We start from the raw sequence: 22,688 nt of genomic DNA, 5'->3' as shown, positions 1-22,688 counted from the left end.
CTCCTCCCTCAATGGTCCGTTTGTTTCGACGGCCCCATTCTCCTCAAAGGGGCCTGTTTCAGAGCCTAGGCGGCAACACTGGTGCCATAGCGGGTGTCCAGAATGGCAGCGATGCTGGCACCATCTACCTCGGCCCCGAGGTCGCGCATTGCATCGGCAAAGAGGTGAACGATCTTGCTGATCACGCCGCGATCCAACAGGTTGAGAATGCCGATACGCACCTGAACCGGCTCAGACAGGGTGGGCCAGATGCCAAACCCCTGCGCACGGCAGTTCTGCACCAGCTCCATTTCGCGTCCGGCAAGGGCCGGGGGCAGGTTCAGCACCACAAGGCTGGTCATGTTCGAGGTCACTTCGCAGCCCATGGCGGTCAAGGCCTCGCGCAGCACGGCTTCGTGGGTGCGGTAGGAATGGGCGCGCTTGGCCAGTCCGTCTTGCAGCGCCAAGCGCAGGCTTTCGTGGAAGGCTGACACAGCATAGGCGGAATGGGTGCGATGATAGCTGCCTTTGTCGACGTCCTGACCATTCACAATGCCCCAATGGCGCGCCTCAAAGATCGGGTTGTGCACATAGCTATAAGCCCCGCGGGTCTTGAGCGCCTCGATATAGGCATCAGTGAAACTGACCGGGGCATAGGTGAGCGGCAGGCAGCACAGACCCTTTTGCGGGCAAGAGGCCCAACCGGCAACACCCGGGTAATCGTCGATGGCGAATTCTTCGACTCCAAGAGAGGAGACTGCATCGATCAGACCCATGGCTCCGTGACGTGAGCAGGCATCCGAAAAGCCCTGCAGATCATTGATGCGGCCCGACCCGGTTTCCCAATGCGCCATAAAGGCCCATTTGGGTTTGTGCCTGGCCAGAGCGGTTTCAATCACCTCGCCACTGATCGATTGGCCATGTGGAATCTCAACGGTGGTGACCGAAGCCGCCTGCGGGTCGAGCGGGTTGGCCGCATGTTCCGCTGCTGTGGCGGCCTTGATGTTCAGGGTCTTGGCATCGATGCCCGAAAAGGTGCCATTCACAAAGGCAACAACCGTGTCGCCTGGCATGACGGCGGAAAACATTGTGTCCAACCCGCTCCAACCAGTGCCCGCAACAGCAAAGGTATGGGTGTTCTGGGTGCCCCAAAGGCGACGCAGCATATGCTTGCATTCGATCATGCCGCGTAAGACGTCATCCTGCATGTGATCGGCCATCCCTACGCGAGAAAACGCGGCCAGGACGCGGGCATCGGTATTGCCCGGTCCGGGGCCAGCGGCCAGGGTCTCGCTGATTTCCAATTGTGGGTAAATCGGCATGGTCATGTTGGTCTCCTCCTGCCCTTGGGGGCGTGTCTTGGGGGGCGGGCCGGGCCGCTCCTCATGTTGACGGGTAGGAAAACCGAAGCTTGTCATGTGGCGCAACGTAACTTACGACTGCTTTTGGGTATCTAAATGGGTGGGAAATTACCTATCCTTTTGTGTGAGAATACCGCTGTATACCGTATAAAGCCCCACCCAAATGGGTGGGAAATCGCGAATACCTGTGAGAAAACAGATGCCTGACCAATTGAGCCCCTCGATCGACATCATGCTGGCGGACAGCAATCCTCTGGTTTTGACGGCCATGTCGGAATTGTTTGACCGCGACCCGCGATTCTCATTGGTGGCGACATCCGCCACGGCCGAAGGCTTTCTCGGCACGGTGATGCGGGTGCCGGTTCAGGTTGGTGTGGTGGATTGGCATTTGCCGGTTCTGGGCGCGGCCAAGCTGATCGAAGTGCTGCGCGAACAGGAAAACGCCCCGCGCTTTGTGGTCTATGGCGATGCCGGGGGCGATATGGCACGTCTCGCGATGCAGGCCGGAGCGGCGGGATTTGTTGCGCGTTCGGGGGCGGTTGAGGGATTGCTGGACACCTGCGCCGAGGTGGCAGCTGGCAAAATGGTCTTCCCCTTCATCGATGTGCGTCAAATGCAGCAGGACCCGATCCACAGCCTGTCACGCAAGGAGCGCGCTATGCTGGAGGCACTGGCCAAGGGGCTGTCCAATCGCGAATTGGCCAAAGAATTGCAGATTTCGACCAATACGGTGAAATTCCACCTGTCAAATGTCTACGAGAAGCTGTCAGTCAAAAACCGCACCCAAGCCATCGCCTATTTTTACTCGTCGCAGTTCACCGGCGGGCAGAAATAGGCACCACAACGGGCTGATCTTGATCAGAGCCATTTTTCTTAGCGAATGTCAAAACCGGGTGGTCCAGATGCGCAGCGCGGATTTGGTGGACCGCCACCTGAAAGATTGGTCCAACCACATCCGCAGTCAGCACAGTATCAGGTTCGCCAAAAGCCTCGAGTGATCCATCTCGCAGCACCGCAACCCGATCACAGGCGAAGGCGTGGTTGAGGTCGTGCAGCGCCATGGCCACGGTGGCCTCTTGGTGTTTGGCCCAGTCGATGATTGCAATTTGGTGACGAATATCCAGGTGATTGGTTGGTTCATCCAGCAGAAAGACTTGCGGAGCCTGGGCTAGAACACGGGCAATATGCACCCGTTGTTTTTCGCCTCCTGACAGGGCGTTAAACAGCTTGTCACGGTGGGTATCGATCGCCATGTCGCGCATGGCCTGATCCACCAACCGTTGGTCATCTGCGCCAAAGGGGGAGGCAAAGGAAAGCCAAGGTGTGCGCCCGAGTTTCACCGCATCATGGACCGCGATGGCGTCGGTTGTCCCGGCCTCCTGGGTGACAAAACCCAAGCGTTGCGCCAGTTTGCGCGGTGAAAGCCTGTCGACCCGGTCGCCACCAATGGTGACATGCACCCCATCCGCAGGCAGCAAGCCCGCGATGATGCGCAGCAAGGTCGATTTGCCCGAGCCGTTGGGGCCAAGCAAAGCCAGGGATTGCCCGGCCTCGACGCTAAAGGACACATCGCGCAAGACCTGTTTGCCTTGGATCGATTTCGAGATGTTTTCAACCTGAATGCGCACGGGAACTCCGGACCAGAATGATGGCAAATGCAGGGGCCCCAACCAGGGCGGTGACGACGCCGATGGGCATGGCTTGCCCCGGAATCAGGATGCGTGACACGATGTCAGCAAGGATCAGGAACACGCCGCCGGCCAAGGCGGAGGCGGGGATCAGGCGCACATGACGCACCCCGACAAGAAAACGCATGGCATGGGGCACCACAAGGCCGACAAACCCGATGGCGCCGGTCATCGAGACCATGACAGCGGTCAGCAGGGCAGTGGTCCCGATCAGGATGGTCATCACCAGCCCGGTGCGAATGCCCATGGATTGCGCAGCTTCGCGGCCAAAGGTCATCGCATCCAGCGCACGAAAATGGGCAAAGATCACACCCGCTCCGGCCAGCGCAACAGGCACGGCAAGGTAGATATCGGGCCAGCGGCTGCCTGACAGGTTGCCCATCATCCAGAACATGATGCCGCGCGCTTGGTTGGCGTCGGCGGATTTGGCAATGATAAGCGCGGTCAGCGCATGAAACAGCTGCGCCCCGGCGACCCCGGCCAGCAACAGCGCCAGGCTGGAGGTTGCGGCAGCCGAATTGCCGCGCGCGAGCCGGGCCAGAAACGCGACAAAGCCAAAGGCCAGCAGGGCCCCGATGAATGCGCCCCCCGAAAGGGTCAAAGCCCCGGCACCAAAGCCAAGGATCGCCACGGCCACCGCGCCGGTCGAGGCCCCGGCAGAGAGGCCGAGAATATAAGGGTCAGACAGGGGGTTGCGCAGCAAGGCCTGCAAGACAACGCCGCTCAGCGCCAGGGATGCGCCACAGGCCATGGCCATGATGGCGCGGGGCAAACGGTAGCTCCACAAGATGCCGTGATCGATTGGATTGACCTCGGGTGCGGGATAGCCCGCTTCGATCCGCAACACATTCCAAACCGAGTCCAACGGGATGCGGGTTTCGCCGATCACCAGCGCAAAACCGAGGGCGGCAATCGCAATTGCCGCCCCGATTAGGAGTGAGACGGCGGGGGTGAGCCCGCCGAATTTGGTGTTTGTCACTGGGTCAGAGCCTTCTTTTCCATGGCATCCACCAGCAGTTCCAGACCAGAGATGGTGCGGATCGTGGCGTCCATCGCATGGGCATTCAGAACCAGAACGCGATCTTCCTTGACCGCATCCATCAGGCTGGCCACCGGATCGTTGTTCAGGAACTCTTGTTTGACTTCAACAGCATCTGCCGGGAACTTGCGACGTTGAAGGTCGGCCAGAACGATATAGGTCGGGTTGGCCTTGGCCAGGAATTCCCAGCCGACTGTGGGCCATTCTTCGCTGGATTCAACGACGTTCTTGATGCCGAGCTGGCTCATGATAAAGCCTGGCGCGCCTTTGGCCCCGGCCACATAGGGATCTGCATCCATTTTGGCGCTGGAGAACCAGAACAGGGCCGAGGTGTCCTCGATCTTCAGCGCTTTGGCGCGTTCAATCGCCGCCATTTCGCGGGCTTTCAGGTCTGCGACAGCAGCCTCGCCTGCTTCGGCTACGCCAAAGATCTGCGACAGCTCGATCAGGCCGCGATAGATCACCTCGGTCGAGATCAGCTCTTCGCGGGTGCCATCAACGCCGACGCTGTTATCCTTGCCGACGCAATCAGCGGGCCAGATATAGGTCGGGACAGACAGGTCGTGGAACTGCTCGCGCGTGCCGACCGAACCTTTGGGGCCGACATACCATTCATATTGGCTGGTCACGAGGCCGGGGCGTTTGTTGACCACGGCCTCAAAGCTTGGCGTGTTGTCGGCGATACGCTCAACACCTGCGTTCAATTCGGCATATTCCGGCAAGACATCGGTGAACCAGACAGCGGTTCCCGCAACCTTGTCGCCCAGACCCAGCAGATAGAGCGCTTCGGTGGTGGCCTGACCGATGCTGACCACACTTTCGGGGGCCGCATCAAAAGTTACGGTGTGGCCGCAATTCTCGATGGTGACCGGGTAATCCTGCGCCATTGCGCTGGTTCCAGAGAGCGCCACCAGGGCCAATCCAAAGGACAGTTGTTTCATATCTCGCGTTCCCACCTTGTTAAAAGCTCGGGCCGAATGTGTTGCGGCCAGATTGCGAGCTGGTATGTTATATCATAACGAAAATGCCAAGCGCAAAATTGTGGCCGGGACAACATTCAGCACAATCATGCGCAAATGATCATGGGGCCGGTTGGATCTGGATTTCCTGGCGCAATTTGCCCGACGCACGGTCAAAGATCAGGATCACATCCCCCTCGGTCACCACCGCGTACCAGTCCGCCCCTTGCGTATAGGCGGTGGCGGTTTGACCGGCGGGCAGGGTGATCACCTCTGGCAAGGGGGCGCGGGCATTGTTATAGCGATGCCAGATCAAAGCGAGGATCAGCACGATCCCAGCTATCATCACGCCCGTGAGCACCGTCACCAGAAGGCGCAGAAAGCGCAGCTGGGGTGGTTCGGGCAGAGTTTCATTCTCAGGGGTGTCCATGACAAACCTTTGCATCACCATTGCGGCCAATCCGCCGTCCCGTCTTGATAAGGCCTTGGCCCGCGATGTGCCAGAGGAGGCAGCGCTGTCGCGCACCCGTTTGGCGAAATTGATCGCCGAAGGGGCCGTCAGCCGCGCTGGCGTGGTTCTGGACAATCCCAAATTGGCAGTGGCCGAGGGGGATGAGATCGAGATCACCGTGCCGGAAAGCGTCAGCTATGACGTGGTGGCGCAGGACATCCCGCTAGAGATCGTCTGGGAGGATGAGGATCTTTGCGTTGTCAACAAACCCGCAGGCATGGTGGTTCATCCGGCACCGGGCACGCCGGATGGCACTTTGGTCAATGCCCTGCTGCATCATTTTGGCGACGACCTGTCCGGGGTTGGCGGAGAAAAGCGCCCTGGCATTGTGCATCGGATTGACAAGGATACCAGCGGCTTGCTGGTGGTGGCCAAATCCGATCGCGCCCATCACGGCTTGGCAAAGCAGTTTGAAAAGCACACCGCACAGCGCGCCTATTTGGCTTTGGTGCATGGCGTGCCAGACCCTGCCGATCCGCGCTTGATGGGGACCAAAGGGGTCTCGGCCGGGGCAGGGGGTATCACCATCACCAGCGGCTTGGCGCGTCACAAGACCGAGCGGCAGCGTCAGGCGGTGTATTTTGACGGGCAGGGACGGCATGCGATCACCCATGCCCGGGTGTTGGAGCGCTATGGCAGCCCCGAAGTGCTGAGCCTGGTGGAATGCCGGTTGGAAACCGGGCGCACGCATCAAATCCGCGTGCATATGACCCATGCGGGCCATGCCTTGATCGGGGATCCGGTCTATGGCGGGCGGCGCAAGGTCTCGGCCAAGGCGATGTCGCCCGAGGCCCATGCGGCGGTGACCGGATTCTCGCGACAGGCCTTGCATGCGCGTGAATTGGGCTTTGTGCATCCGGTCAGCGGTGAGGAGCTGCTGTTTCAGGCGGAGATCCCCCAGGATATGTTGGACTTACTGGCTTTGCTTCGGTGAACCTAAGTTAGCTGGGCGCGTGCCGCGGGTGGGAAGGGGCGCTGCCCCGTCTTGAGCAAGCTCAAGACTCCCCGGGATATTTTTGGCCCAAAGAAGACTGGGCGAAGGATGAACGGGCAGGGGGCAGATGGGCTTGTCCCTTTTGCGAGTGTAATGATATAACATGCGTCGAAATTTGGAGATGACGATGCAATCCGGTAACTTGGGGGCGACCCATCTGCGCCGCTCAAAGCGCAATATTGATCCCATGGCGGCCTATGATGCCTTGCCCAAGGAGTTGCGTCATTGGATGGCAGGGGCGAAACTGCCCTGGTCTGCGCAATCCTGTTTGAAAATCTGGCGTAGGGCCAAATCTGTGTCAGAGGCCGTAGAGCGATTGGCGCGGGCTGAGGCCAAGGCGCTGGAGAAAGAGCAGCAAAAATTCGCTAAGCTCCGGAATTCCTGACTGCTTTTGGCGCGGCATCGCGTGGTAGGATTGTTGTAACACAGAGCACCTGTGCGTGAGAGCACAGAAACAAAGGTTACATTCTCGGCAAGAAATCTTAATTGCCTGTCAAGCTTTTGGTGGCAGAGCCCTTGAACCGGCTGTTAGCGCTGCCTACCTATGATCCAACCGATGTTAAAGGTTGTTACATTTACTGGAGGAACAGGGACATGAGCAATTACGCAAACCTTCCAGCCCCGACACCTGAGGGCGGGCTGAACCGCTATTTGCAGGAAATCCGCAAATTTCCGCTGCTGGAGCCGGAAGAAGAATACATGCTGGCCAAACGCTGGGTTGAAAATGAAGACAGCCGCGCCGCGCACAAGATGGTGACCTCGCATTTGCGATTGGCCGCCAAAATCGCCATGGGCTATCGCGGCTATGGCTTGCCGCAGGCCGAGGTGATCTCGGAGGCCAATGTGGGTCTGATGCAGGCAGTGAAACGCTTTGATCCGGAAAAAGGGTTTCGGCTGGCGACCTACGCCATGTGGTGGATCCGTGCCAGCATTCAGGAATACATCCTGCGCAGCTGGTCCCTGGTGAAAATGGGCACCACAAGCGCGCAGAAAAAGCTGTTCTTTAACCTGCGCAAAGCCAAGAACCGCATTGGCGCGCTGGAAGAGGGCGATCTGCGTCCTGAGCATGTTGAAAAGATCGCCAATGATCTTGGCGTTTCCGAAGATGATGTGATTTCGATGAACCGCCGGATGAGCGGTGGCGATGCCTCGCTGAATGCCACTGTCGGGTCGGATGGCGAAGGTGCCATGCAATGGCAGGATTGGCTGGAAGATGAAGATGCCGACCAGGCGGGTGATTATGCCGAGCGCAACGAAATGGATGCGCGCCGGGCCTTGCTGACCGAGGCGATGGATGTGCTGAATGACCGGGAAAAGGACATTCTGACTCAGCGCCGTCTGGCCGAGAGCGCGGTGACGCTTGAGGATCTGTCGGGCCAATATGATGTCAGCCGCGAACGCATTCGCCAGATCGAGGTGCGCGCGTTTGAAAAGCTGCAAAAGCGTATGCGTGAATTGGCGCGCGAGCAGGGGATGCTGCCAAGCCATTAAGGCGATCGCTTAAGAACTGTTGTCCGGGTCTTCCTCCCGCCCGGCGACAGGTTTCAGGGCCTCCTTCTTTGTCCCGGAAGGAGGCCCTTGCTTTTGCGTAGGCCTGCTTTAGTTTGGCGCTAACATTTTCTTTGATCGCAAAATAATAGGGGGGAGCCATGGTGGTCAGATGGGGAGTTTTGGGCGCGGCCAAGTTTGCGCGTGAGCATATGGCTCCGGCGATCAACGCCGCGCGGCGCGGACAGCTGGTGGCTTTGGCCACGTCAAGTTCGGACAAGGCCAAGCCGTTTGAGGAAATCGCGCTGGGGCTGCGCGTTCATGACAGTTATGAGGCGCTCTTGGCTGATCCGGAGGTGGATGCGGTCTATGTTCCATTGCCCAACCATTTGCATGTGGAATGGGCGTTGAAGGCAATGGAGGCGGGCAAACATGTCTTGGTTGAAAAGCCTCTGGCAATGAGCTGTGCCGATTTTGACAAAGTGATTGCCAAGCGCGATGAGAGCGGTGTTATGGCCGCTGAAGCCTATATGATTGTGCATCACCCGCAATGGAAACGCGCCAAAGCGCTGTACGAGAGCGGGGCGATTGGCAAGCTGATCCGAGTGAGTGGGGCGTTTTCCTATGACAATTCCGCCGATACGCAGAATATCCGCAATGATGCCAGCAAGGGCGGCGGGGCGATCCCGGATATTGGGGTTTATATCTATGGCGCTGCGCGATTCCTGACCGGGGAGGAGCCAGAAAAGATCCTGAGCACCGAAGTGCGGCGCGAAAATGGGGTGGATGTCTGGAGCCATATTACTGCGCAGTTTCCGAGCTTTCATTACACGGGGGTGGTGTCGATGCGCATGGCACCTTGGCAGGAAATGGTCTTTCACGGGGATAAAGGCGTGATGCGCCTGAGCGCGCCGTTTAACGCCAATCTTTATGGTGAAGCGCGGATTGAACTGCAGAGTGCGGGGCCTGAGGGGATGGAAATGCAGACGATCCGCTATCCGGCGGACAATCATTATGTCCACCAGGTCGAAGCGTTTAATGCAGCCGTTCTGGACGGGGCGGGCTATGCCTGCCCGTTGGAGTTCAGCCGCGGCACACAGGCCATGATTGACATGGTGTGGGAAGCGGAAAGCGCGTGATCTGCGGCGCGGGCTGGAGTGTGCCCCGACTGCCCCTTTGGGGCAGCGGCCCACCCTCCAGCCTGCGCGCCTATTGGGTCAGAGATCGGCGATTTGGATGACAACCTTGCCAGTGGATTTGCGGCCGCGCAAAAGCTCCATACCGTCGCCGGCTTGCTCAAGGGGCAGGACATGCGAGACATGCGGTTTGAGCTTGCCCTCGCCATGCCAGGCGATCAACTGCTCGAGTGATTTGGTCAGAACATCGGGGCGGAAGGACAGGTAGCCGCCCCAATAGAGCCCATGCACGGACAGGTTTTTGACCAGCAGGTGGTTGGCTTTGATCTGCGGCACGTCACCGGAGGCAAAGCCGATGGGGATTAGGCGCGCCTCGGGGTTGCATGCGCGAAAGGCGGCTTCGAACTGGTCGCCGCCAACTGGATCATAGACCACATCAGCCCCGCCCAGAGATTTCACTATGGCGCGAATGTCGTCGGTTTTGGCGTCGATCAGATGATCAGCTCCGGCGGCTTTGGCCACGTCAAGCTTGTCTGTTCCGCGGGCGCAGGCGATGACAGTGGCCCCCATGAGTTTGCCAATTTCCACAGCCGTCAAACCGACGCCCCCGGCGGCACCGAGCACCAGAAGGTTTTCCCCGGGTAACATGCGCGCGCGGTGATCGAGCGCGAGGTGCGAGGTGCCATAGGCGATCTGAAACGCCGCGGCATCGACCCAGCCCATGCTGTCGGGCAGTTTGACCGCGCGGCTGGCGTCAAAGCAGCCATATTCTGCGAGACCGCCCTGGCCACCATAGACTGCCACCCGATCACCAATGGCGAAATCTGTGACCTCACTGCCGATGGCCGTCACCCGGCCTGAGACCTCAAGACCGAGCGTGAAGGGGAGGTCGGGCGTGTCCTGATAGGTGCCCTTCATCATCAGAAGATCGGCGAAATTCAGCCCGCAGGCAGCGATTTGCAAACACAGCTCTTGGGATTTTGGCTCGGGTGTAGGACAATCTGTGATTGCGGGAGGGGATTCGTGTGAGGTGAGTCGAAAGGCGCGCATTGGGATCTCCGATTGTTGCGCGCATGAGTGCCGAATCCAACAGGGCCTGTCAAATGGCACCAAGAGAGGAGAATTAGGGGTCAGAATGGGGATAATGACGGTGAAATTGCAACTTTGTGTTGTTTTGTTAGCAATTCCACCATCTTTAGGTCAGTGTGCGGCTTGATTTTAACCTCATTTTTGCAGTAGCACATCATGCTATGAAGCGCACAGGTTCGGGTTGAGCATGCAGCGACACGTGTCGCGCCCTTTGGCCCGGCAATGAAACAAAGAACGGGAAATTCAAAATGGCGCATCCTGTAGATGTACATGTCGGCAAACGCATTCGTCACCGCCGTTGGCTGGTGGGAATGACTCAGCAACAGCTGGCCGAAAAGGTTGGGATCAAATTCCAGCAAATCCAGAAATACGAAACCGGGGCCAACCGTGTCAGCGCGTCGCGTCTTTGGGACATCGCCGATGCTTTGGAAGTGCCGGTCAGCTTCTTCTTTGAAGGGATCGAAAGCGATAGCGCTGCCGAACCTAAAGAAGACAATGTACCAGCCGATATTCTGGGTGACAAAGAAGCGCTGGATCTGGTGCGTTCCTATTATGCCATTCCGGAAAACCAGCGTCGCCGCCTGTTCGAACTGGCGCGGGTTCTGTCTGACGTAGCCTGATCGTGAGCGAGCCAGTTGTAATGCTGGCTTGAGCATTAGGCGACCCTCGGTTAGCACGGTGACAAACCGCAAACAGGGGGTGGGCATGGTATCGCAAAATCTAGCAGCGGAGCTGATTGAAACGGCTGAGGCGATGGCTGATGCCGCACGCTCAGCTATTTTGCCGTATTTCCGCGCGGCGGATTTGCAAGCTGATAACAAGCTGGCCAGCGGGTTTGACCCGGTGACTGAAGCGGACCGGGCGGCAGAACGGGCCATGCGCGCTATTCTGGCCAAACGCCGCCCAACGGATGCGATCCTTGGCGAAGAATACGGACATCAAGAGGGAAGTTCGGGCCTGATCTGGGTGCTTGATCCCATTGATGGCACGCGCGGCTTTCTGTCTGGGACACCGACTTGGGGTGTTTTGATCGCTGTTTCGAATGATACTGGTCCGATCCTTGGGATTGTTGACCAACCCTATATTGGCGAGCGGGTCATTGGTGGTCTGGGCAAAGCCGAGTGGCGCGGCCCACATGGAGGCGGAGATCTGCGAACCCGAACGACGCAATCCCTTGATCAGGCAATCCTTTTTACAACCTTTCCAAAGGTTGGGACCGAGCAGGAGCGGCTCAGTTTTCATCGCGTGGCCGAGCAAGTGAAACTCGTGCGCTATGGGATGGATTGCTATGCCTATGCGTTGTTGGCCATGGGGCAGGTGGATCTGGTGATCGAAGCTGGATTAAACGCCTATGACATTCAGGGACCGATAGGCGTGATCGAAGCGGCGGGCGGGATTGTCACGAATTGGCAGGGCGAGCCTGCGTATGAGGGCGGGCAGGTTATTGCCGCCGCAAATGCCAAAATCTACGCTGAGGCCTTGGCAGTGCTGCAAAAGCAGCGCTAAACTGTCCTAGCTGGCGACGCGTCCTTCCCTTTTCTGGCGTCCCGCAGATTTTCACATACCGAAAAGGGCGGAGATCGTGATGACAGAAATTCTCATCCGCGACGCCCAGCTTGCCCTGACGATGGATGATCAGGCGCGGGAACTGGCAGGTTGCGACATTCGTTTGCGCGACGGTGTGATTGCGGAAATCGGGCAGGGATTGCGCAGCTCGGGGCAGGTGATTTTGGCCTCGAAATGTCTGGTAACACCCGGCTTGGTCAACACCCACCATCACCTGTACCAAACGTTGACCCGGGCCGTGCCCGGCGGGCAGGATGCGCTGCTCTTTGGCTGGTTGCAGACGCTCTACCCGATCTGGGCAGGTTTTGGCCCGGAAGAGATGTTCACCTCGGCGCAAATCGGCTTGGCCGAGCTGATGTTATCCGGCTGCACGATGAGCTCGGACCATCTCTACCTTTATCCAAACGGCAGCCGGCTTGAGGATACGATACACGCAGCGGGTGAGCTCGGAATCCGCTTCCATCCGACGCGCGGCGCCATGAGCATTGGGGAAAGCGATGGCGGATTGCCCCCCGACAGCCTGGTCGAACGGGAGCAGGCCATTCTCGAGGATTGCATCCGAGTCATCGACGCTTTTCACGACCCGCGGGAGGGCGCGATGGTCCGTGTCGGCGTCGCCCCCTGTTCGCCGTTTTCGGTCAGTCGCGAGTTGATGCGGGATGCCGCCCTGCTAGCGCGCGACAAGGGGGTGATGATGCACACCCATCTGGCGGAAAACGACGAAGATATTGCCTATAGCCTGGAGAAATTCGGCTGCCGACCCGGGCAATATGCCGAAGACCTAGGCTGGGTTGGCGATGATGTCTGGCATGCGCATTGCGTGAAACTCGATGGGCAAGAAATTGATTTATTTGCGAGAACCAAGACTGGTGTCGCCCATTGCCCCTGTTCGAATTGCCGCCTTGGCTCGGGTATTGCGCCGGTGCGCCAGATGCGCGACCAAGGGGTTAAGATTGGCTATGGCGTTGACGGGTCGGCCAGCAATGATTCCGGGAATCTGGCAGCCGAGGCGCGCCAGGCCATGCTGATGCAGCGCGTGGCCAATGGTGCCGACGCGATGAGCGCGCGCGAGGCGTTGTATATCGGCACGCGCGGCGGGGCCGAGGTTTTGGGGCGGGATGAATGCGGCCAGATCGCTGTCGGCAAACGGGCCGATCTGGCGCTATGGGATATGTCAACGATTGAGGCCGCGGGCAGTTGGGATCCGGCGGCGCTTTTGCTTGCGGGTCCGATGAAGGTCAAACATCTACTGGTTGAGGGGCGACATGTGGTCAAAGACGGTCAGATCACAACAATTGATCTGGAAAAGGCCATTGTTAAACAGAATCAGTTAGCCCATTCTCTGCGAGAGAAGATCTGACCGGAATTTGTTGGGAACGCCACATGCTGCGCTTTGCTTTGCTTTTGACCGTGATAATGGCTTTGGGCCTGCCTGCCTCAGCGCAGCAGGCGCGGCAGATGTTGAACGGTATGCGATCTGAAAAAGGGTTAGGGCAGGTTCAGCCGTCTCCCCGCTTGGAAAAGGCGGCGATGGCCCATGCGATGGACATGTCGCGCAACGGGTTTTTTTCCCACAAGGGCTCAGATGGGTCGCAGGTGATGACGCGTGTGCGACGCACCGGATACGGGCCTTGTGTGGTGGCGGAAAATATCGCGCACGGCCAGCGCAGCCTGACCGAGGTCATGGCCGCTTGGGCAAATTCCAAGGGGCATCGCCGCAATATGCTGAACAAGCGCGTGACCGAATATGGCTTGGTCAAAGCGCCGGGCAATTATTGGGTGATGGTGCTGGCGACGTCTGGTTGCTAAGGTCTTAGCTTTTGGCGGCGACTCGGGACCCGGAAACGTAAGTCTCTGAAATCGCGCGATCATCCCCCATCATGATGGTGGAAAACAGCGTTTCCCAGATGTCCTTGGCGCGGCTGGAGCGCTGCGCAATAGCGGGGGTCGAGGCGAGATTCATCACAATGAAGTCCGCCTCCATCCCAACGCCCAGATTGCCGATAGAATTGTCCAGATGCAGGGCACGGGCCGAGCCAGCTGTAGCGAGCCAGAGCAATTCGGCGGCGTGCAGAGGCGTGCCGCGCAATTGCCCAATCTCATAGGCTGCCGCCATGCTGCGCAACATGGAAAAGGACGACCCGCCACCGGTATCTGTGGCGAGCCCAACAATCTGCCCTGCCGATTTCAAACCCGCCATGTCGAATAGCCCGGAACCGATAAACGTGTTGGAAGTCGGGCAATGGATCAGCGAGGCACCAACCTCGCGCAGCTTGGCCTTTTCGCGGGTTTCCAGATGGATTGCATGGCCATAAAGGCCCTTTTCCCCGAGCATTCCAAAGCTTTCGTAGGTGTCTAGATAGTCGCGCGCCTGCGGGTACAGGCCTTTGACCCATTCGATTTCGTCCAATTGTTCGCTGAGATGGGTCTGCATCAGGCAATCGGGATGCTCGGCCCAAAGCGCGCCTAAGGCCTCCAATTGTTCCGGTGTTGACGTGGGCGAAAACCGGGGCGTGATCACATAGGAGGCACGTCCGCGCCCATGCCAATGCTCCAGCAGGCGGCGGCTGTCATCGTAAGCGGACTTGGCATCATCCTGCAGCCCCTCGGGCGCGTTTCGATCCATGCAGGTCTTGCCCCCCAGCACGCGCATATTACGCTCGGCAGCCGCGGAAAAGAACGCATCCACCGAAGAGGGGTGAATTGTGCAATAGGAACAAACGCTTGTCGTGCCATTGGCCAGCAATAAATCAAGGTAGCGCCCCGCCACCTCATCTGCATAAGCCCGATCGCCAAATCGCATTTCCTCGGGGAACGTATAGCTGTTGAGCCAGTCAATCAGCCGTTTGCCCCAGCTGGCGATAATCCCGGTTTGCGGGTAATGCGCATGCGCATCGACAAACCCGGCCAGCAAAAGCCCATCGCCATGATCCACCTGATCCGCCCAAGGATAGGCCGCGCGCAGGTCCGCCGCCGGGCCAACCGCCTGGATCTTGCCATTCTCGACCAAAAGCGCACCGCGCGTTTCATGTCGCGCAGCCGCCAACCCGTCGACAAAGGGATCGCCGTCAAAACGCAGGGTCTGACCAAGATGCAAGGTGGCTTCTGACATAGGGGGCTCCGGAAACGTGCATCGCCGCAATTGGCGACCACAATAGCTACATTGATCTGCGATCTTTTCGCAACCTCTCTGTTACCTCCCCACGGCTTGCCCTAAAGTCGGGTCAGGATTCTCCGGAGGTGCCCATGCTTGATGACATCACGAAACAAGTGGCTGAGAGTGACGGGGAATATGCCTTGGATCGCAAGGACGTGGCCAAGGTTCTTTATGCTGTCGACTGCGATGATCGTGATGCGCTGATCGAGCTGATGGAGCCGCTGCACGCGGCGGATATTGCCGACCTTTTGGAACAGATCAACGCCTTTGACCGGATGCGGCTGGTCAAGCTGTACGGTCAGGAATTCGACGGGGAAATCCTGTCGGAACTTGATGATGCGATCCGCGAAGAGTTGATCGAAATCCTGCACCCACAGGTCCTGGCCGAGGCGGTGCGGGAATTGGAAACCGACGACGTTGTCGATCTGGTCGAAGATCTGGACGAACCGCAGCAAGAGGCGATTCTGGACGCGCTCGAAGACAGCGACCGCGCCGCTGTCGAGCAATCGCTGACCTTCCCGGAATTCTCTGCCGGGCGTTTGATGCAGCGCGAGGTCGTTATGGCCCCCGACCATTGGAATGTCGGTGAAGCCATTGATTTCCTGCGCGCACAAGAGCATTTGCCAGAGCAGTTTTACCACGTGGTCCTGGTCGATCCGCGTCTGCGCCCGGTGGGCAATGTGACGCTTGGGCGGCTGATGTCCTCGCGCCGCGAGGTCTTGCTGACAAGCATCGCTGAAGAGACGTTTCAGACCATCCCAGTGATGCAGGAAGAGGGCGAGGTCGCCTATGCTTTCAACCAATATCATCTGATTTCCGCGCCCGTTGTGGATGAAAATGACCGTTTGGTCGGGGTGATCACCATCGATGACGCCATGGCGGTGCTGGATGAGGAAAACGAAGAGGATATCCTGCGCCTCGCCGGTGTAGACGGCGAAAGCCGCCTCTCTGACCGGGTTATCGACACCACCAAACGCCGTTTTCCTTGGCTCGGCGTCAACCTGATCACCTCAGTTCTGGCCTCGCTTGTCATTGCACAATTCGAAGAAGCGATTTCGCAATTGGTGGCTTTGGCGGTGCTGATGCCGATCGTTGCCTCGATGGGCGGCAATGCGGGCACGCAGTCGCTGACAGTGGCGGTACGGGCCCTGGCCACCAAAGATTTGACCGGAGCTAACCTCTGGCGTGTGGTACGGCGCGAGGTCTTGGTTGGCCTGGTCAACGGCATCGCCTTTGCGGTGATCATGGGTGTGGTTGGCGTCATCTGGTTCGGCTCACCCGCGCTTGGCGGGGTGATCGCTGCCGCAATGGTGATCAATCTGGTCGTCGCCGGGCTTGCCGGAATCGCCATCCCCGTGGTTCTTGAAAAGGCCGGGGTTGATCCGGCGCTGGCCTCGGGCGCGTTTGTGACCACCGTGACAGATGTGGTGGGCTTTTTCGCCTTTCTCGGGCTGGCGGTTTTGGTCTTGCTATAGGGGTAAGAGATGGATCTGGAACAGGAAAAAGCCGCCGCACGTAAGGCGGCTTTTGCGCGACGCAAAGAGGCTTTTACCTTCAACCAACCGGGCAAAGCAGGCCATCTCAGCGCGTTTCTCGCTGGGCATCGCGGGGTTCCGGTTGCAGGCTATATGCCGATCCGGACCGAGATCAATCCGCTCGCCGCGATGGAAGAGGCCGCAGCCCATGGCCCCGTCGCTGTTCCGGTGATCATCGGGGCCGGGCAACCGTTGAAATTCGCGCTATGGGAGCCTGATTGCGCGTTACAAGATGGTCCGTTTGGCGCTCAGATTCCGGCCAAGCTCAACTTTATTGAACCTGAAATCGTCATTGTCCCGCTGGTCGCCTTTACGCGCGAGGGCGGGCGTCTTGGCTATGGTGGCGGCTTTTATGATCGTTCATTGGAATTGCTGCGGGCGAAACGCCCAACCTTGGCGGTCGGCTTTGCCTTCGCCGCGCAACAGGCAGATGAGCTCCCGCTCGAGCCAACCGATCAACCGCTCGACCTGATCATCACGGAACAGGGCGTTCTCACCCCGTAACGCCCAGCCTTTAGTTTCTCTGGGCCAGAAATATCCTGGGGGTGAATGGGCCCTTTAGGGCCCAGAGGGGGCGAGCCCCCCCCAACCCGCCCGCGGCACGCGGAAACCGTCAGGTTTCAACCCGGGTACCGTCTACCGCTACGGCCTTAAAGTGCGCGCCAGCCAATGTCGCGGCGCACAAACCCTTCGGGCCAATCCACCGCGTCCACCATGGCATAGGCACGGTCACGCGCCTCTTGCAGGCTGGCCCCGCGCGCCGTGGCGTTCAAGACACGTCCGCCGGTGGCGACAATACCCGCCTCTGACTTCGAGGTGCCCGCATGGAACATCACGTTAAAGCTATCCTCGACCAGCGCGTCCAAGCCTTTGATCACCGTGCCCTTTTCATAAGACCCAGGATAACCCTCTGCCGCCATCACAACGGTCATGGCGTGATCATCTGCCCAGGTCACCTGCGCCTCTTCCAAACGCCCTTCGGCGCAGGCCTGCATCAGGTCCAGCGCCTGCGCGCCAAGTCGCAGCATCAGAACCTGACATTCCGGGTCGCCAAATCGCACATTATATTCCACCAGACGCGGTTGGCCGTTTTCGATCATCAAACCGACATAAAGCACACCGGAATAGGGCGTGCCGCGCTTGGCCATCTCGGCCATGGTCGGGCGCACGATCTCGTCCATGCATTTGGCCAGCACATCATCATTCAAAACCGGGGCAGGGGAATAGGCCCCCATCCCGCCGGTGTTCAGCCCGGTATCGCCTTCGCCAACGCGCTTGTGATCCTGCGCCGTGCCCACGGGCAGGCAGGTGTCGCCGTCAACCAGTACAAACAAAGACGCCTCTTCGCCGGTCATGAATTCTTCGATCACAACCTCAGCACCCGCCGCGCCAAAGCTGCCGCCAAACATATCGTCAATCGCCGCTTCTGCATCAGCCACGGTTTCGGCGATGATCACGCCTTTGCCCGCTGCCAAACCATCAGCCTTGACCACAATCGGCGCGCCTTGGGTGCGGACATAGGCTTTTGCAGCCTCAGCCTCTTTGAAATGTCCATAACCCGCTGTCGGGGCATTGGCTGCGTCGCAGATTTCCTTGGTAAAGCTTTTCGAGGCCTCAAGCCGCGCCGCTGCTGCAGACGGGCCAAAGACCGACACACCCGCTTCGCGTAAACGATCCGCAACACCGGCGGCCAAGGGGGCTTCTGGCCCGATGATCACAAGATCAATGGCGTTTTCGCTGACGAATTCCGCCACCACACCGCCATCATTGACATCCATCGCCGCGCATTCGGCGATCTGCGCAATCCCGGCATTGCCCGGGGCCACGATCAGCTTGTCACATTTGGGGTTTTGCAACACCGCCCATGCCAAAGCGTGCTCACGCCCGCCGCTACCGAGAATTAGGATGTTCATTGCATGGTCCCCTTGGTATCCGTTGGACGCGGTCTAATATCCGCAACGTAAAACGGCAAGAGTAGTCGCAATGAATGGTTCTTTGAGTGACCTGGACCTGTGGACACGGATTGAGACATATCAATTTCCAAAGGTCGATGGTCAGGAGTTTGAAGAGTACGTCGCAGAAAAGACCGGTTACAAATTGACCGATGCCAAGGCATTGGTCGAAGAGTACCGGCGATTTGTCTATCTGTGCGTGATCGCGCCAGGGCAGATGCGGCCATCTTCTTATGTCGACGAGGTTTGGCATATTCACCTGACTGTGACCCAGGATTATTGGGATCGTTTTTGCCCAGATGTTTTGGGGCGTAAACTTCACCATATTCCCGGCGGCCCTGCACCAAAGGATGATCCGCAGTTTGCAGAAACCTTGGCGTTGTATGAGGCAGAGTTCGGGGTAACGCCACTTGAGAGGTATTGGCGAGCTGTTCGCTTTCAGGAAGTCTTAGACTTGGCACAATTCGTTCTTTGGGTCGCATGTATTGGTGGCCTGATCTTTGAAAGAACGGATATTGCGATCATAGGGGGTATTGGAGCGCTGGGTATCTATCTTTGGTTATGGGATCGAAGACCGCGTCGTAAAGGCCTATCAAGTGGAGGAAGTTGCGGAGATGGTGGTGGTTGCGGAGGCGACTAGCCACTGACCTGTGAACAGCATAAGTTGGCCTGACATTTGCATCGAGGCAGAGCATGGACCTTTTCGACGATACCCCGGACACATCGGACAACGCTCCGGAATTCACGGTTTCGGAACTCTCCGGCGCGGTCAAGCGCACGATTGAGGGTGAGTTTGGCTTTGTCCGCGTGCGTGGCGAGGTCGGGCGGGTCAGCCGTCCGCGCTCGGGGCATGTGTATCTTGACCTCAAGGATGACAAATCTGTCATCGCGGGGATCATGTGGAAGGGCGTGGCCGCCCGCCAGCAGACCCAGCCCGAAGAAGGCATGGAGGTCATCGCCACCGGCAAGATGACCACCTTTCCCGGTCAGTCAAAGTATCAGATCATCCTGGAAGAGATCCGCCCCGCCGGGGCAGGGGCGCTTATGGCGATGCTGGAAAAGCGCAAGGCGCAGCTGCAGGCCGAAGGGCTGTTTGATCCGGCGCGCAAAAGGCCTTTGCCTTATCTCCCTGAAATCATTGGTGTTGTGACCTCGCCCTCGGGGGCGGTGATCCGCGATATTCTGCACCGCCTGCGCGACCGTTTCCCGCGCAAGGTGCTGGTTTGGCCCGTTGCCGTGCAGGGCGCGAAATGCGCGCCCGAAGTGGCCCGCGCGATCAATGGCTTTAACCAACTCACCCCGGGTGGTGCCTTGCCCAGACCCGATCTGCTGATCGTGGCACGCGGTGGCGGTTCGGTCGAAGACCTCTGGGGCTTTAACGAAGAGATCGTGGCGCGTGCCGCGGCGGCCTCGGACATTCCGCTGATCTCGGCGGTGGGGCATGAGACCGATACGACCTTGATCGACTATGTTTCGGACCGCCGCGCCCCAACACCCACTGCAGCGGCGGAATTGGCGGTGCCGGTGCGCATGGAGTTGCTGGCCGGGTTGCGGGATTTTGACGCGCGCATGACTCGCGCAGTTGAGCAGCGTCTTGAACAACGCGGTCAGCGGTTGCGGGATCTGGGCCGTGCCTTGCCGCGCGCTGAAACCCTGCTCGAGGGGCCACGGCAACGGTTGGACGTGATGGGCGACAAACTCCCCGCCGCGCTGCGTCGCTTGGTGGATCGCCAACGTTTGCGCCTGTCTGAAAGCGCGGGCAGCCTGCGTCCTGGCGTACTGAGCCGTGCCATTGTCACCGAACGCAACAAGCTGGATGAGCGCGCGCGCCGTCTGCACCCGGCCTTGCAACGCTTGGTGGACACCCGGCGCGAGGCGTTGGCGCAGCGGGGCAATCGCTTGTCTGACCGCCCAATTCTCAGGGAAATTTCTCTGCAATCAGAACGGCTTGTCACCTTGTCGCGCCGATTGGATGACAGCCAGAATACCCGCATAACAGATGCGCGGGCCAAATTGGATGCCTTGGATCGGTTGCGCGAAACCCTGGGCTACAAGGAAACGCTGCGCCGCGGCTATGCGGTAGTGCATGGGGACGGCAATGTGGTGACCAGCGCTGCGGATGCAAAGAAAGCCTCGGCGCTCGAGATCGAATTTGCCGATGGTCGCCTGGCCGTGGGGGGCGGACAAACAGCCCGAAAACCGGCGAAAAAACCGCCGAACCCACCGAAACCGACACAAGGCAGCTTGTTCTGACGCGACGAATATGTCGCTATCCTTTTGACAGGCTTTCTTTTTGTTCTGCGCTCGCATAAGCTTTGCTGCGTTGCTGCATCGCAGGGGAGGCGAGGATGGCTGAACAAGACAAGCCGTTATTGATTAAGCGCTACGCAAGTCGGCGGCTTTATAATACGGAAACCTCCGACTACGTCACGTTGGAGGATATCGCGGGCTTTATCCGGGATGGTCGGGATGTCGAGATTATCGACCTGAAGTCGGGTGATGATCTGACCCGACAATATCTGCTGCAAATTGTGGCCGAACATGAAAGCAAAGGCGAAAGCGTTTTGCCGATCAATGTGCTGACCGATCTGGTGCGCAGCTATACCAGTCAGGCAGGCAGCACAGTGCCGCAATTCCTGGCGGCCAGCTTCGAGATGTTTCGTGACAGCCAGTCCAAATGGATGGAAAACATGGGTGCAGCGAACCCGATGGGCTCGATGAACCCCATGGCCAATATGCCGGGCTTTGAGGCGCTGCAAGCACAGCAAGAGGCGTTTCTAAAAGCGATGACCGGGGGCATGGCGGGCACTACCGCACCACGACAGGATGCTCCGGAAGAGGGCGAAGACCTCGAAGCGATCCGCAAACAGCTGAGCGATCTGCAGGACAAACTGTCCAAGCTCGACAAGTAAACTGTCCTGGCCAGCAAGATGTAGGGTGGGGTTTTACCCCACCTTTTTCATGCTCATTCCGCTGCAACCGGCTCCATGACTTGGGTCGCGGCCTGCATCAGAACAGCCGCCACCGCGTCGCAATCCGCTTCGCTCAAACGAGCCGGTAGACGCGTGTCACAGGCCCGCATCAGCATGGCGCGCGTCTTGGGCAGGTCAAACTTCTCAGGCAGGAATTCCCAGTTCCAAAAGGCGCGGGCATTGTCATTGGTCAGGCCAAAGACCTGAACCTTGACGCCCAGAGCCTCAGCCGCTGCCACAAACCCATGCACATCCTCATCGGACATGCCACAGAGGTTGAATTGCAGCGAATCCGGCGCGCGATTCTCCGGCCCTAGCTTGGCAGGCACGGTGATCCAGGGGCTCTGATTGATCTGCTCTGCCACCCGATCATGATTGCGCCGCCCGGCAGATACCCGCGATGTGAGCACAGGAATTTGCGGGCGGATCACCGCAGCAGCCAGGTTGGAAAGGCGCAGGTTATACAGCGGCAATTTGTTTTGCCACTTGGCAAAGGCCTCTTCCAACTCAGCGGAATTATCCTTGCGATCCATATGCTTGCGCCAGTTATGCTCATAAGCACCCGACAGGATGACCGCACGCGCCACGATCTCGGCATCATCGGTGACCATGATCCCGCCTTCGCCAGCATTGATCATCTTGTAGCTTTGAAAGCTAAAGCAGCCGATCTTGCCAATCGTGCCGATATTCTTGCCATGCCAAGTGGTGCCCAGGCTATGGGCCGCGTCCTCGATCACCGGAATATTGCGTGCCTCACACAGCGCCATGATCGCGTCCATATCCGAAGTATGACCGCGCATATGAGAGATGATCACCGCCTGAACGCCATCAATCTTGGCCTCAAAATCCGCCATGTCGATGCGGTAATTCTCGCCAACTTCACACAGGACCGGAATGCAATCCGCATGCACGATCGACGACGGCACAGCGGCAAAAGTAAAGCCGGGGATCATCACGCGGGCATCGCGTGGCAGATCCAGTGCTTTCAGCGACAGGAACAGCGCCGCCGAACAGCTCGACACAGCCAAAGCGTACTTGCTGCCCAGAGCGGCGGCGAATTCCTGTTCCAACAGGGCCACCGGCGCATCTTGCGGCGCGTGGTAGCGAAACAGATCCCCGGATTGCAGCAGCCGGTCAATTTCGGCGCGGGCGGCTTCGGGGATCGGCTCGGCATCGTGCATGTTCGGAAGCATGGATTTCATTTTCCTGAATTTCAGTTTTGAATATTCTTAAACTAGTGGCCTGCGCACACCAAGAGAAAT

At 58.7% G+C, this 22,688-nt stretch carries 23 protein-coding genes; 14 read left to right on the top strand and 9 right to left on the bottom strand.

Annotated features, from left to right (window positions below):
* Window positions 1–65 precede the first annotated feature (65 nt).
* Window positions 66–1,307, bottom strand: a complete 1,242-nt coding sequence (locus tag CLV87_RS01085; RefSeq protein ID WP_176556019.1) for an aminotransferase class V-fold PLP-dependent enzyme — start codon at window positions 1,305–1,307, stop codon at window positions 66–68.
* 232 nt (window positions 1,308–1,539) lie between these two features.
* On the opposite strand from CLV87_RS01085, the gene CLV87_RS01080 reads away from it, so the two are divergent.
* Window positions 1,540–2,175 carry a response regulator transcription factor gene (locus CLV87_RS01080; RefSeq protein ID WP_235871798.1) on the top strand — a complete coding sequence of 212 codons (636 nt, stop codon included), beginning with the start codon at window positions 1,540–1,542 and terminating at the stop codon, window positions 2,173–2,175.
* On the opposite strand, the gene CLV87_RS01075 is transcribed toward CLV87_RS01080, so the two are convergent.
* The 4 genes from CLV87_RS01075 to CLV87_RS01060 form a co-directional block, all read right to left on the bottom strand.
* A complete protein-coding gene (locus tag CLV87_RS01075; protein ID WP_166652637.1) occupies window positions 2,156–2,968 on the bottom strand; it encodes an ABC transporter ATP-binding protein in 813 nt (270 codons plus the stop codon). The genes CLV87_RS01080 and CLV87_RS01075 overlap by 20 nt on opposite strands.
* Complete coding sequence (locus CLV87_RS01070; protein ID WP_099244133.1) at window positions 2,952–4,007, bottom strand: FecCD family ABC transporter permease; 1,056 nt, start codon at window positions 4,005–4,007, stop codon at window positions 2,952–2,954. Before CLV87_RS01070 ends, CLV87_RS01075 begins: the two co-directional genes overlap by 17 nt.
* Entirely contained in the window at window positions 4,004–5,008 is a 1,005-nt protein-coding gene (locus tag CLV87_RS01065) for an ABC transporter substrate-binding protein (RefSeq protein WP_099244135.1), read from the bottom strand. Before CLV87_RS01065 ends, CLV87_RS01070 begins: the two co-directional genes overlap by 4 nt.
* 139 nt (window positions 5,009–5,147) lie before the next feature.
* Complete coding sequence (locus CLV87_RS01060) at window positions 5,148–5,456, bottom strand: DUF6476 family protein (protein WP_099244137.1); 309 nt, start codon at window positions 5,454–5,456, stop codon at window positions 5,148–5,150.
* On the opposite strand from CLV87_RS01060, the gene CLV87_RS01055 reads away from it, so the two are divergent.
* From CLV87_RS01055 to CLV87_RS01040, 4 genes are all read left to right on the top strand, one after another.
* Window positions 5,455–6,471 (top strand): RluA family pseudouridine synthase, encoded by a 1,017-nt coding sequence (locus tag CLV87_RS01055; protein WP_099244139.1) that lies wholly within the window; start codon window positions 5,455–5,457, stop codon window positions 6,469–6,471. The two genes, CLV87_RS01060 and CLV87_RS01055, sit on opposite strands and share 2 nt — an antisense overlap.
* A gap of 187 nt (window positions 6,472–6,658) precedes the next feature.
* Entirely contained in the window at window positions 6,659–6,916 is a 258-nt protein-coding gene (locus tag CLV87_RS01050) for a DUF6525 family protein (RefSeq protein ID WP_235871797.1), read from the top strand.
* Between the two features lie 209 nt (window positions 6,917–7,125).
* On the top strand, window positions 7,126–8,022 hold the full coding sequence (gene rpoH / locus CLV87_RS01045; protein ID WP_099244141.1) for an RNA polymerase sigma factor RpoH: 897 nt from the start codon (window positions 7,126–7,128) through the stop codon (window positions 8,020–8,022).
* A 158-nt stretch (window positions 8,023–8,180) separates the two neighbouring features.
* On the top strand, window positions 8,181–9,158 hold the full coding sequence (locus tag CLV87_RS01040; RefSeq protein ID WP_099244143.1) for a Gfo/Idh/MocA family protein: 978 nt from the start codon (window positions 8,181–8,183) through the stop codon (window positions 9,156–9,158).
* Window positions 9,159–9,236: 78 nt separating this feature from the next.
* On the opposite strand, the gene CLV87_RS01035 is transcribed toward CLV87_RS01040, so the two are convergent.
* Window positions 9,237–10,205, bottom strand: coding sequence for an NADPH:quinone oxidoreductase family protein (locus CLV87_RS01035; protein WP_099244145.1), 969 nt, complete (start codon window positions 10,203–10,205; stop codon window positions 9,237–9,239).
* A gap of 287 nt (window positions 10,206–10,492) precedes the next feature.
* Here CLV87_RS01035 and CLV87_RS01030 point away from each other — a divergent pair, with 287 nt between their 5' ends.
* The 4 genes from CLV87_RS01030 to CLV87_RS01015 all read left to right on the top strand — a co-directional run bounded on the left by CLV87_RS01030 (window position 10,493) and on the right by CLV87_RS01015 (window position 13,619).
* A complete protein-coding gene (locus CLV87_RS01030) occupies window positions 10,493–10,864 on the top strand; it encodes a helix-turn-helix domain-containing protein (RefSeq protein WP_099244147.1) in 372 nt (123 codons plus the stop codon).
* 85 nt (window positions 10,865–10,949) lie between these two features.
* Window positions 10,950–11,750: a histidinol-phosphatase gene (gene hisN / locus CLV87_RS01025; protein WP_099244930.1), complete on the top strand. Its 801-nt coding sequence runs from the start codon at window positions 10,950–10,952 to the stop codon at window positions 11,748–11,750.
* 79 nt (window positions 11,751–11,829) lie between these two features.
* Window positions 11,830–13,170: an 8-oxoguanine deaminase gene (locus tag CLV87_RS01020; RefSeq protein WP_099244149.1), complete on the top strand. Its 1,341-nt coding sequence runs from the start codon at window positions 11,830–11,832 to the stop codon at window positions 13,168–13,170.
* A 23-nt stretch (window positions 13,171–13,193) separates the two neighbouring features.
* Entirely contained in the window at window positions 13,194–13,619 is a 426-nt protein-coding gene (locus CLV87_RS01015; protein ID WP_235871796.1) for a CAP domain-containing protein, read from the top strand.
* Between the two features lie 4 nt (window positions 13,620–13,623).
* Here the strand turns inward: CLV87_RS01015 and guaD are convergent, their stop codons facing one another.
* Window positions 13,624–14,922: a guanine deaminase gene (gene guaD / locus CLV87_RS01010; protein ID WP_099244151.1), complete on the bottom strand. Its 1,299-nt coding sequence runs from the start codon at window positions 14,920–14,922 to the stop codon at window positions 13,624–13,626.
* A 134-nt stretch (window positions 14,923–15,056) separates the two neighbouring features.
* On the opposite strand from guaD, the gene mgtE reads away from it, so the two are divergent.
* Window positions 15,057–16,442: a magnesium transporter gene (gene mgtE, locus CLV87_RS01005; RefSeq protein WP_099244153.1), complete on the top strand. Its 1,386-nt coding sequence runs from the start codon at window positions 15,057–15,059 to the stop codon at window positions 16,440–16,442.
* A gap of 9 nt (window positions 16,443–16,451) precedes the next feature.
* Entirely contained in the window at window positions 16,452–17,006 is a 555-nt protein-coding gene (locus CLV87_RS01000) for a 5-formyltetrahydrofolate cyclo-ligase (protein WP_099244154.1), read from the top strand.
* Between the two features lie 146 nt (window positions 17,007–17,152).
* Here CLV87_RS01000 and purD read toward each other — a convergent pair whose 3' ends face one another.
* The gene (purD, locus tag CLV87_RS00995) at window positions 17,153–18,415 is read right to left on the bottom strand and encodes a phosphoribosylamine--glycine ligase (protein WP_099244156.1); all 1,263 of its coding nucleotides are present in this window, start codon (window positions 18,413–18,415) and stop codon (window positions 17,153–17,155) included.
* A gap of 70 nt (window positions 18,416–18,485) precedes the next feature.
* On the opposite strand from purD, the gene CLV87_RS00990 reads away from it, so the two are divergent.
* The 3 genes from CLV87_RS00990 (at window position 18,486) to phaR (ending at window position 21,366) form a co-directional block, all read left to right on the top strand.
* A complete protein-coding gene (locus tag CLV87_RS00990) occupies window positions 18,486–19,094 on the top strand; it encodes a glycine-rich domain-containing protein (RefSeq protein ID WP_099244158.1) in 609 nt (202 codons plus the stop codon).
* Window positions 19,095–19,147: 53 nt separating this feature from the next.
* Window positions 19,148–20,707, top strand: a complete 1,560-nt coding sequence (gene xseA, locus CLV87_RS00985) for an exodeoxyribonuclease VII large subunit (RefSeq protein ID WP_099244160.1) — start codon at window positions 19,148–19,150, stop codon at window positions 20,705–20,707.
* 95 nt (window positions 20,708–20,802) lie between these two features.
* A complete protein-coding gene (gene phaR, locus CLV87_RS00980; RefSeq protein ID WP_099244162.1) occupies window positions 20,803–21,366 on the top strand; it encodes a polyhydroxyalkanoate synthesis repressor PhaR in 564 nt (187 codons plus the stop codon).
* 53 nt (window positions 21,367–21,419) lie between these two features.
* On the opposite strand, the gene CLV87_RS00975 is transcribed toward phaR, so the two are convergent.
* Complete coding sequence (locus tag CLV87_RS00975) at window positions 21,420–22,628, bottom strand: DegT/DnrJ/EryC1/StrS family aminotransferase (protein WP_099244164.1); 1,209 nt, start codon at window positions 22,626–22,628, stop codon at window positions 21,420–21,422.
* Window positions 22,629–22,688: the final 60 nt, after the last annotated feature.

Source organism: Pelagimonas phthalicica (assembly GCF_004364805.1).
GTDB lineage: Bacteria > Pseudomonadota > Alphaproteobacteria > Rhodobacterales > Rhodobacteraceae > Pelagimonas > Pelagimonas phthalicica.
This window is presented reverse-complemented; position numbering and strand designations above follow the sequence as displayed.

Coding starts and splice junctions, on each gene's coding strand:
- CLV87_RS01065 (WP_099244135.1), bottom strand. CDS start 5,008: ATGAAACAACTGTCCTTTGGATTGGCCCTGGTGGCGCTCTCTGGAACC.
- CLV87_RS01055 (WP_099244139.1), top strand. CDS start 5,455: ATGACAAACCTTTGCATCACCATTGCGGCCAATCCGCCGTCCCGTCTT.
- CLV87_RS01035 (WP_099244145.1), bottom strand. CDS start 10,205: ATGCGCGCCTTTCGACTCACCTCACACGAATCCCCTCCCGCAATCACA.
- rpoH (WP_099244141.1), top strand. CDS start 7,126: ATGAGCAATTACGCAAACCTTCCAGCCCCGACACCTGAGGGCGGGCTG.
- purD (WP_099244156.1), bottom strand. CDS start 18,415: ATGAACATCCTAATTCTCGGTAGCGGCGGGCGTGAGCACGCTTTGGCA.
- hisN (WP_099244930.1), top strand. CDS start 10,950: ATGGTATCGCAAAATCTAGCAGCGGAGCTGATTGAAACGGCTGAGGCG.
- CLV87_RS01040 (WP_099244143.1), top strand. CDS start 8,181: ATGGTGGTCAGATGGGGAGTTTTGGGCGCGGCCAAGTTTGCGCGTGAG.
- phaR (WP_099244162.1), top strand. CDS start 20,803: ATGGCTGAACAAGACAAGCCGTTATTGATTAAGCGCTACGCAAGTCGG.
- CLV87_RS01080 (WP_235871798.1), top strand. CDS start 1,540: ATGCCTGACCAATTGAGCCCCTCGATCGACATCATGCTGGCGGACAGC.
- mgtE (WP_099244153.1), top strand. CDS start 15,057: ATGCTTGATGACATCACGAAACAAGTGGCTGAGAGTGACGGGGAATAT.
- CLV87_RS01020 (WP_099244149.1), top strand. CDS start 11,830: ATGACAGAAATTCTCATCCGCGACGCCCAGCTTGCCCTGACGATGGAT.
- CLV87_RS01015 (WP_235871796.1), top strand. CDS start 13,194: ATGCTGCGCTTTGCTTTGCTTTTGACCGTGATAATGGCTTTGGGCCTG.
- CLV87_RS01050 (WP_235871797.1), top strand. CDS start 6,659: ATGCAATCCGGTAACTTGGGGGCGACCCATCTGCGCCGCTCAAAGCGC.
- guaD (WP_099244151.1), bottom strand. CDS start 14,922: ATGTCAGAAGCCACCTTGCATCTTGGTCAGACCCTGCGTTTTGACGGC.
- CLV87_RS01000 (WP_099244154.1), top strand. CDS start 16,452: ATGGATCTGGAACAGGAAAAAGCCGCCGCACGTAAGGCGGCTTTTGCG.
- CLV87_RS00990 (WP_099244158.1), top strand. CDS start 18,486: ATGAATGGTTCTTTGAGTGACCTGGACCTGTGGACACGGATTGAGACA.
- xseA (WP_099244160.1), top strand. CDS start 19,148: ATGGACCTTTTCGACGATACCCCGGACACATCGGACAACGCTCCGGAA.
- CLV87_RS00975 (WP_099244164.1), bottom strand. CDS start 22,628: ATGAAATCCATGCTTCCGAACATGCACGATGCCGAGCCGATCCCCGAA.
- CLV87_RS01030 (WP_099244147.1), top strand. CDS start 10,493: ATGGCGCATCCTGTAGATGTACATGTCGGCAAACGCATTCGTCACCGC.
- CLV87_RS01085 (WP_176556019.1), bottom strand. CDS start 1,307: ATGACCATGCCGATTTACCCACAATTGGAAATCAGCGAGACCCTGGCC.
- CLV87_RS01060 (WP_099244137.1), bottom strand. CDS start 5,456: ATGGACACCCCTGAGAATGAAACTCTGCCCGAACCACCCCAGCTGCGC.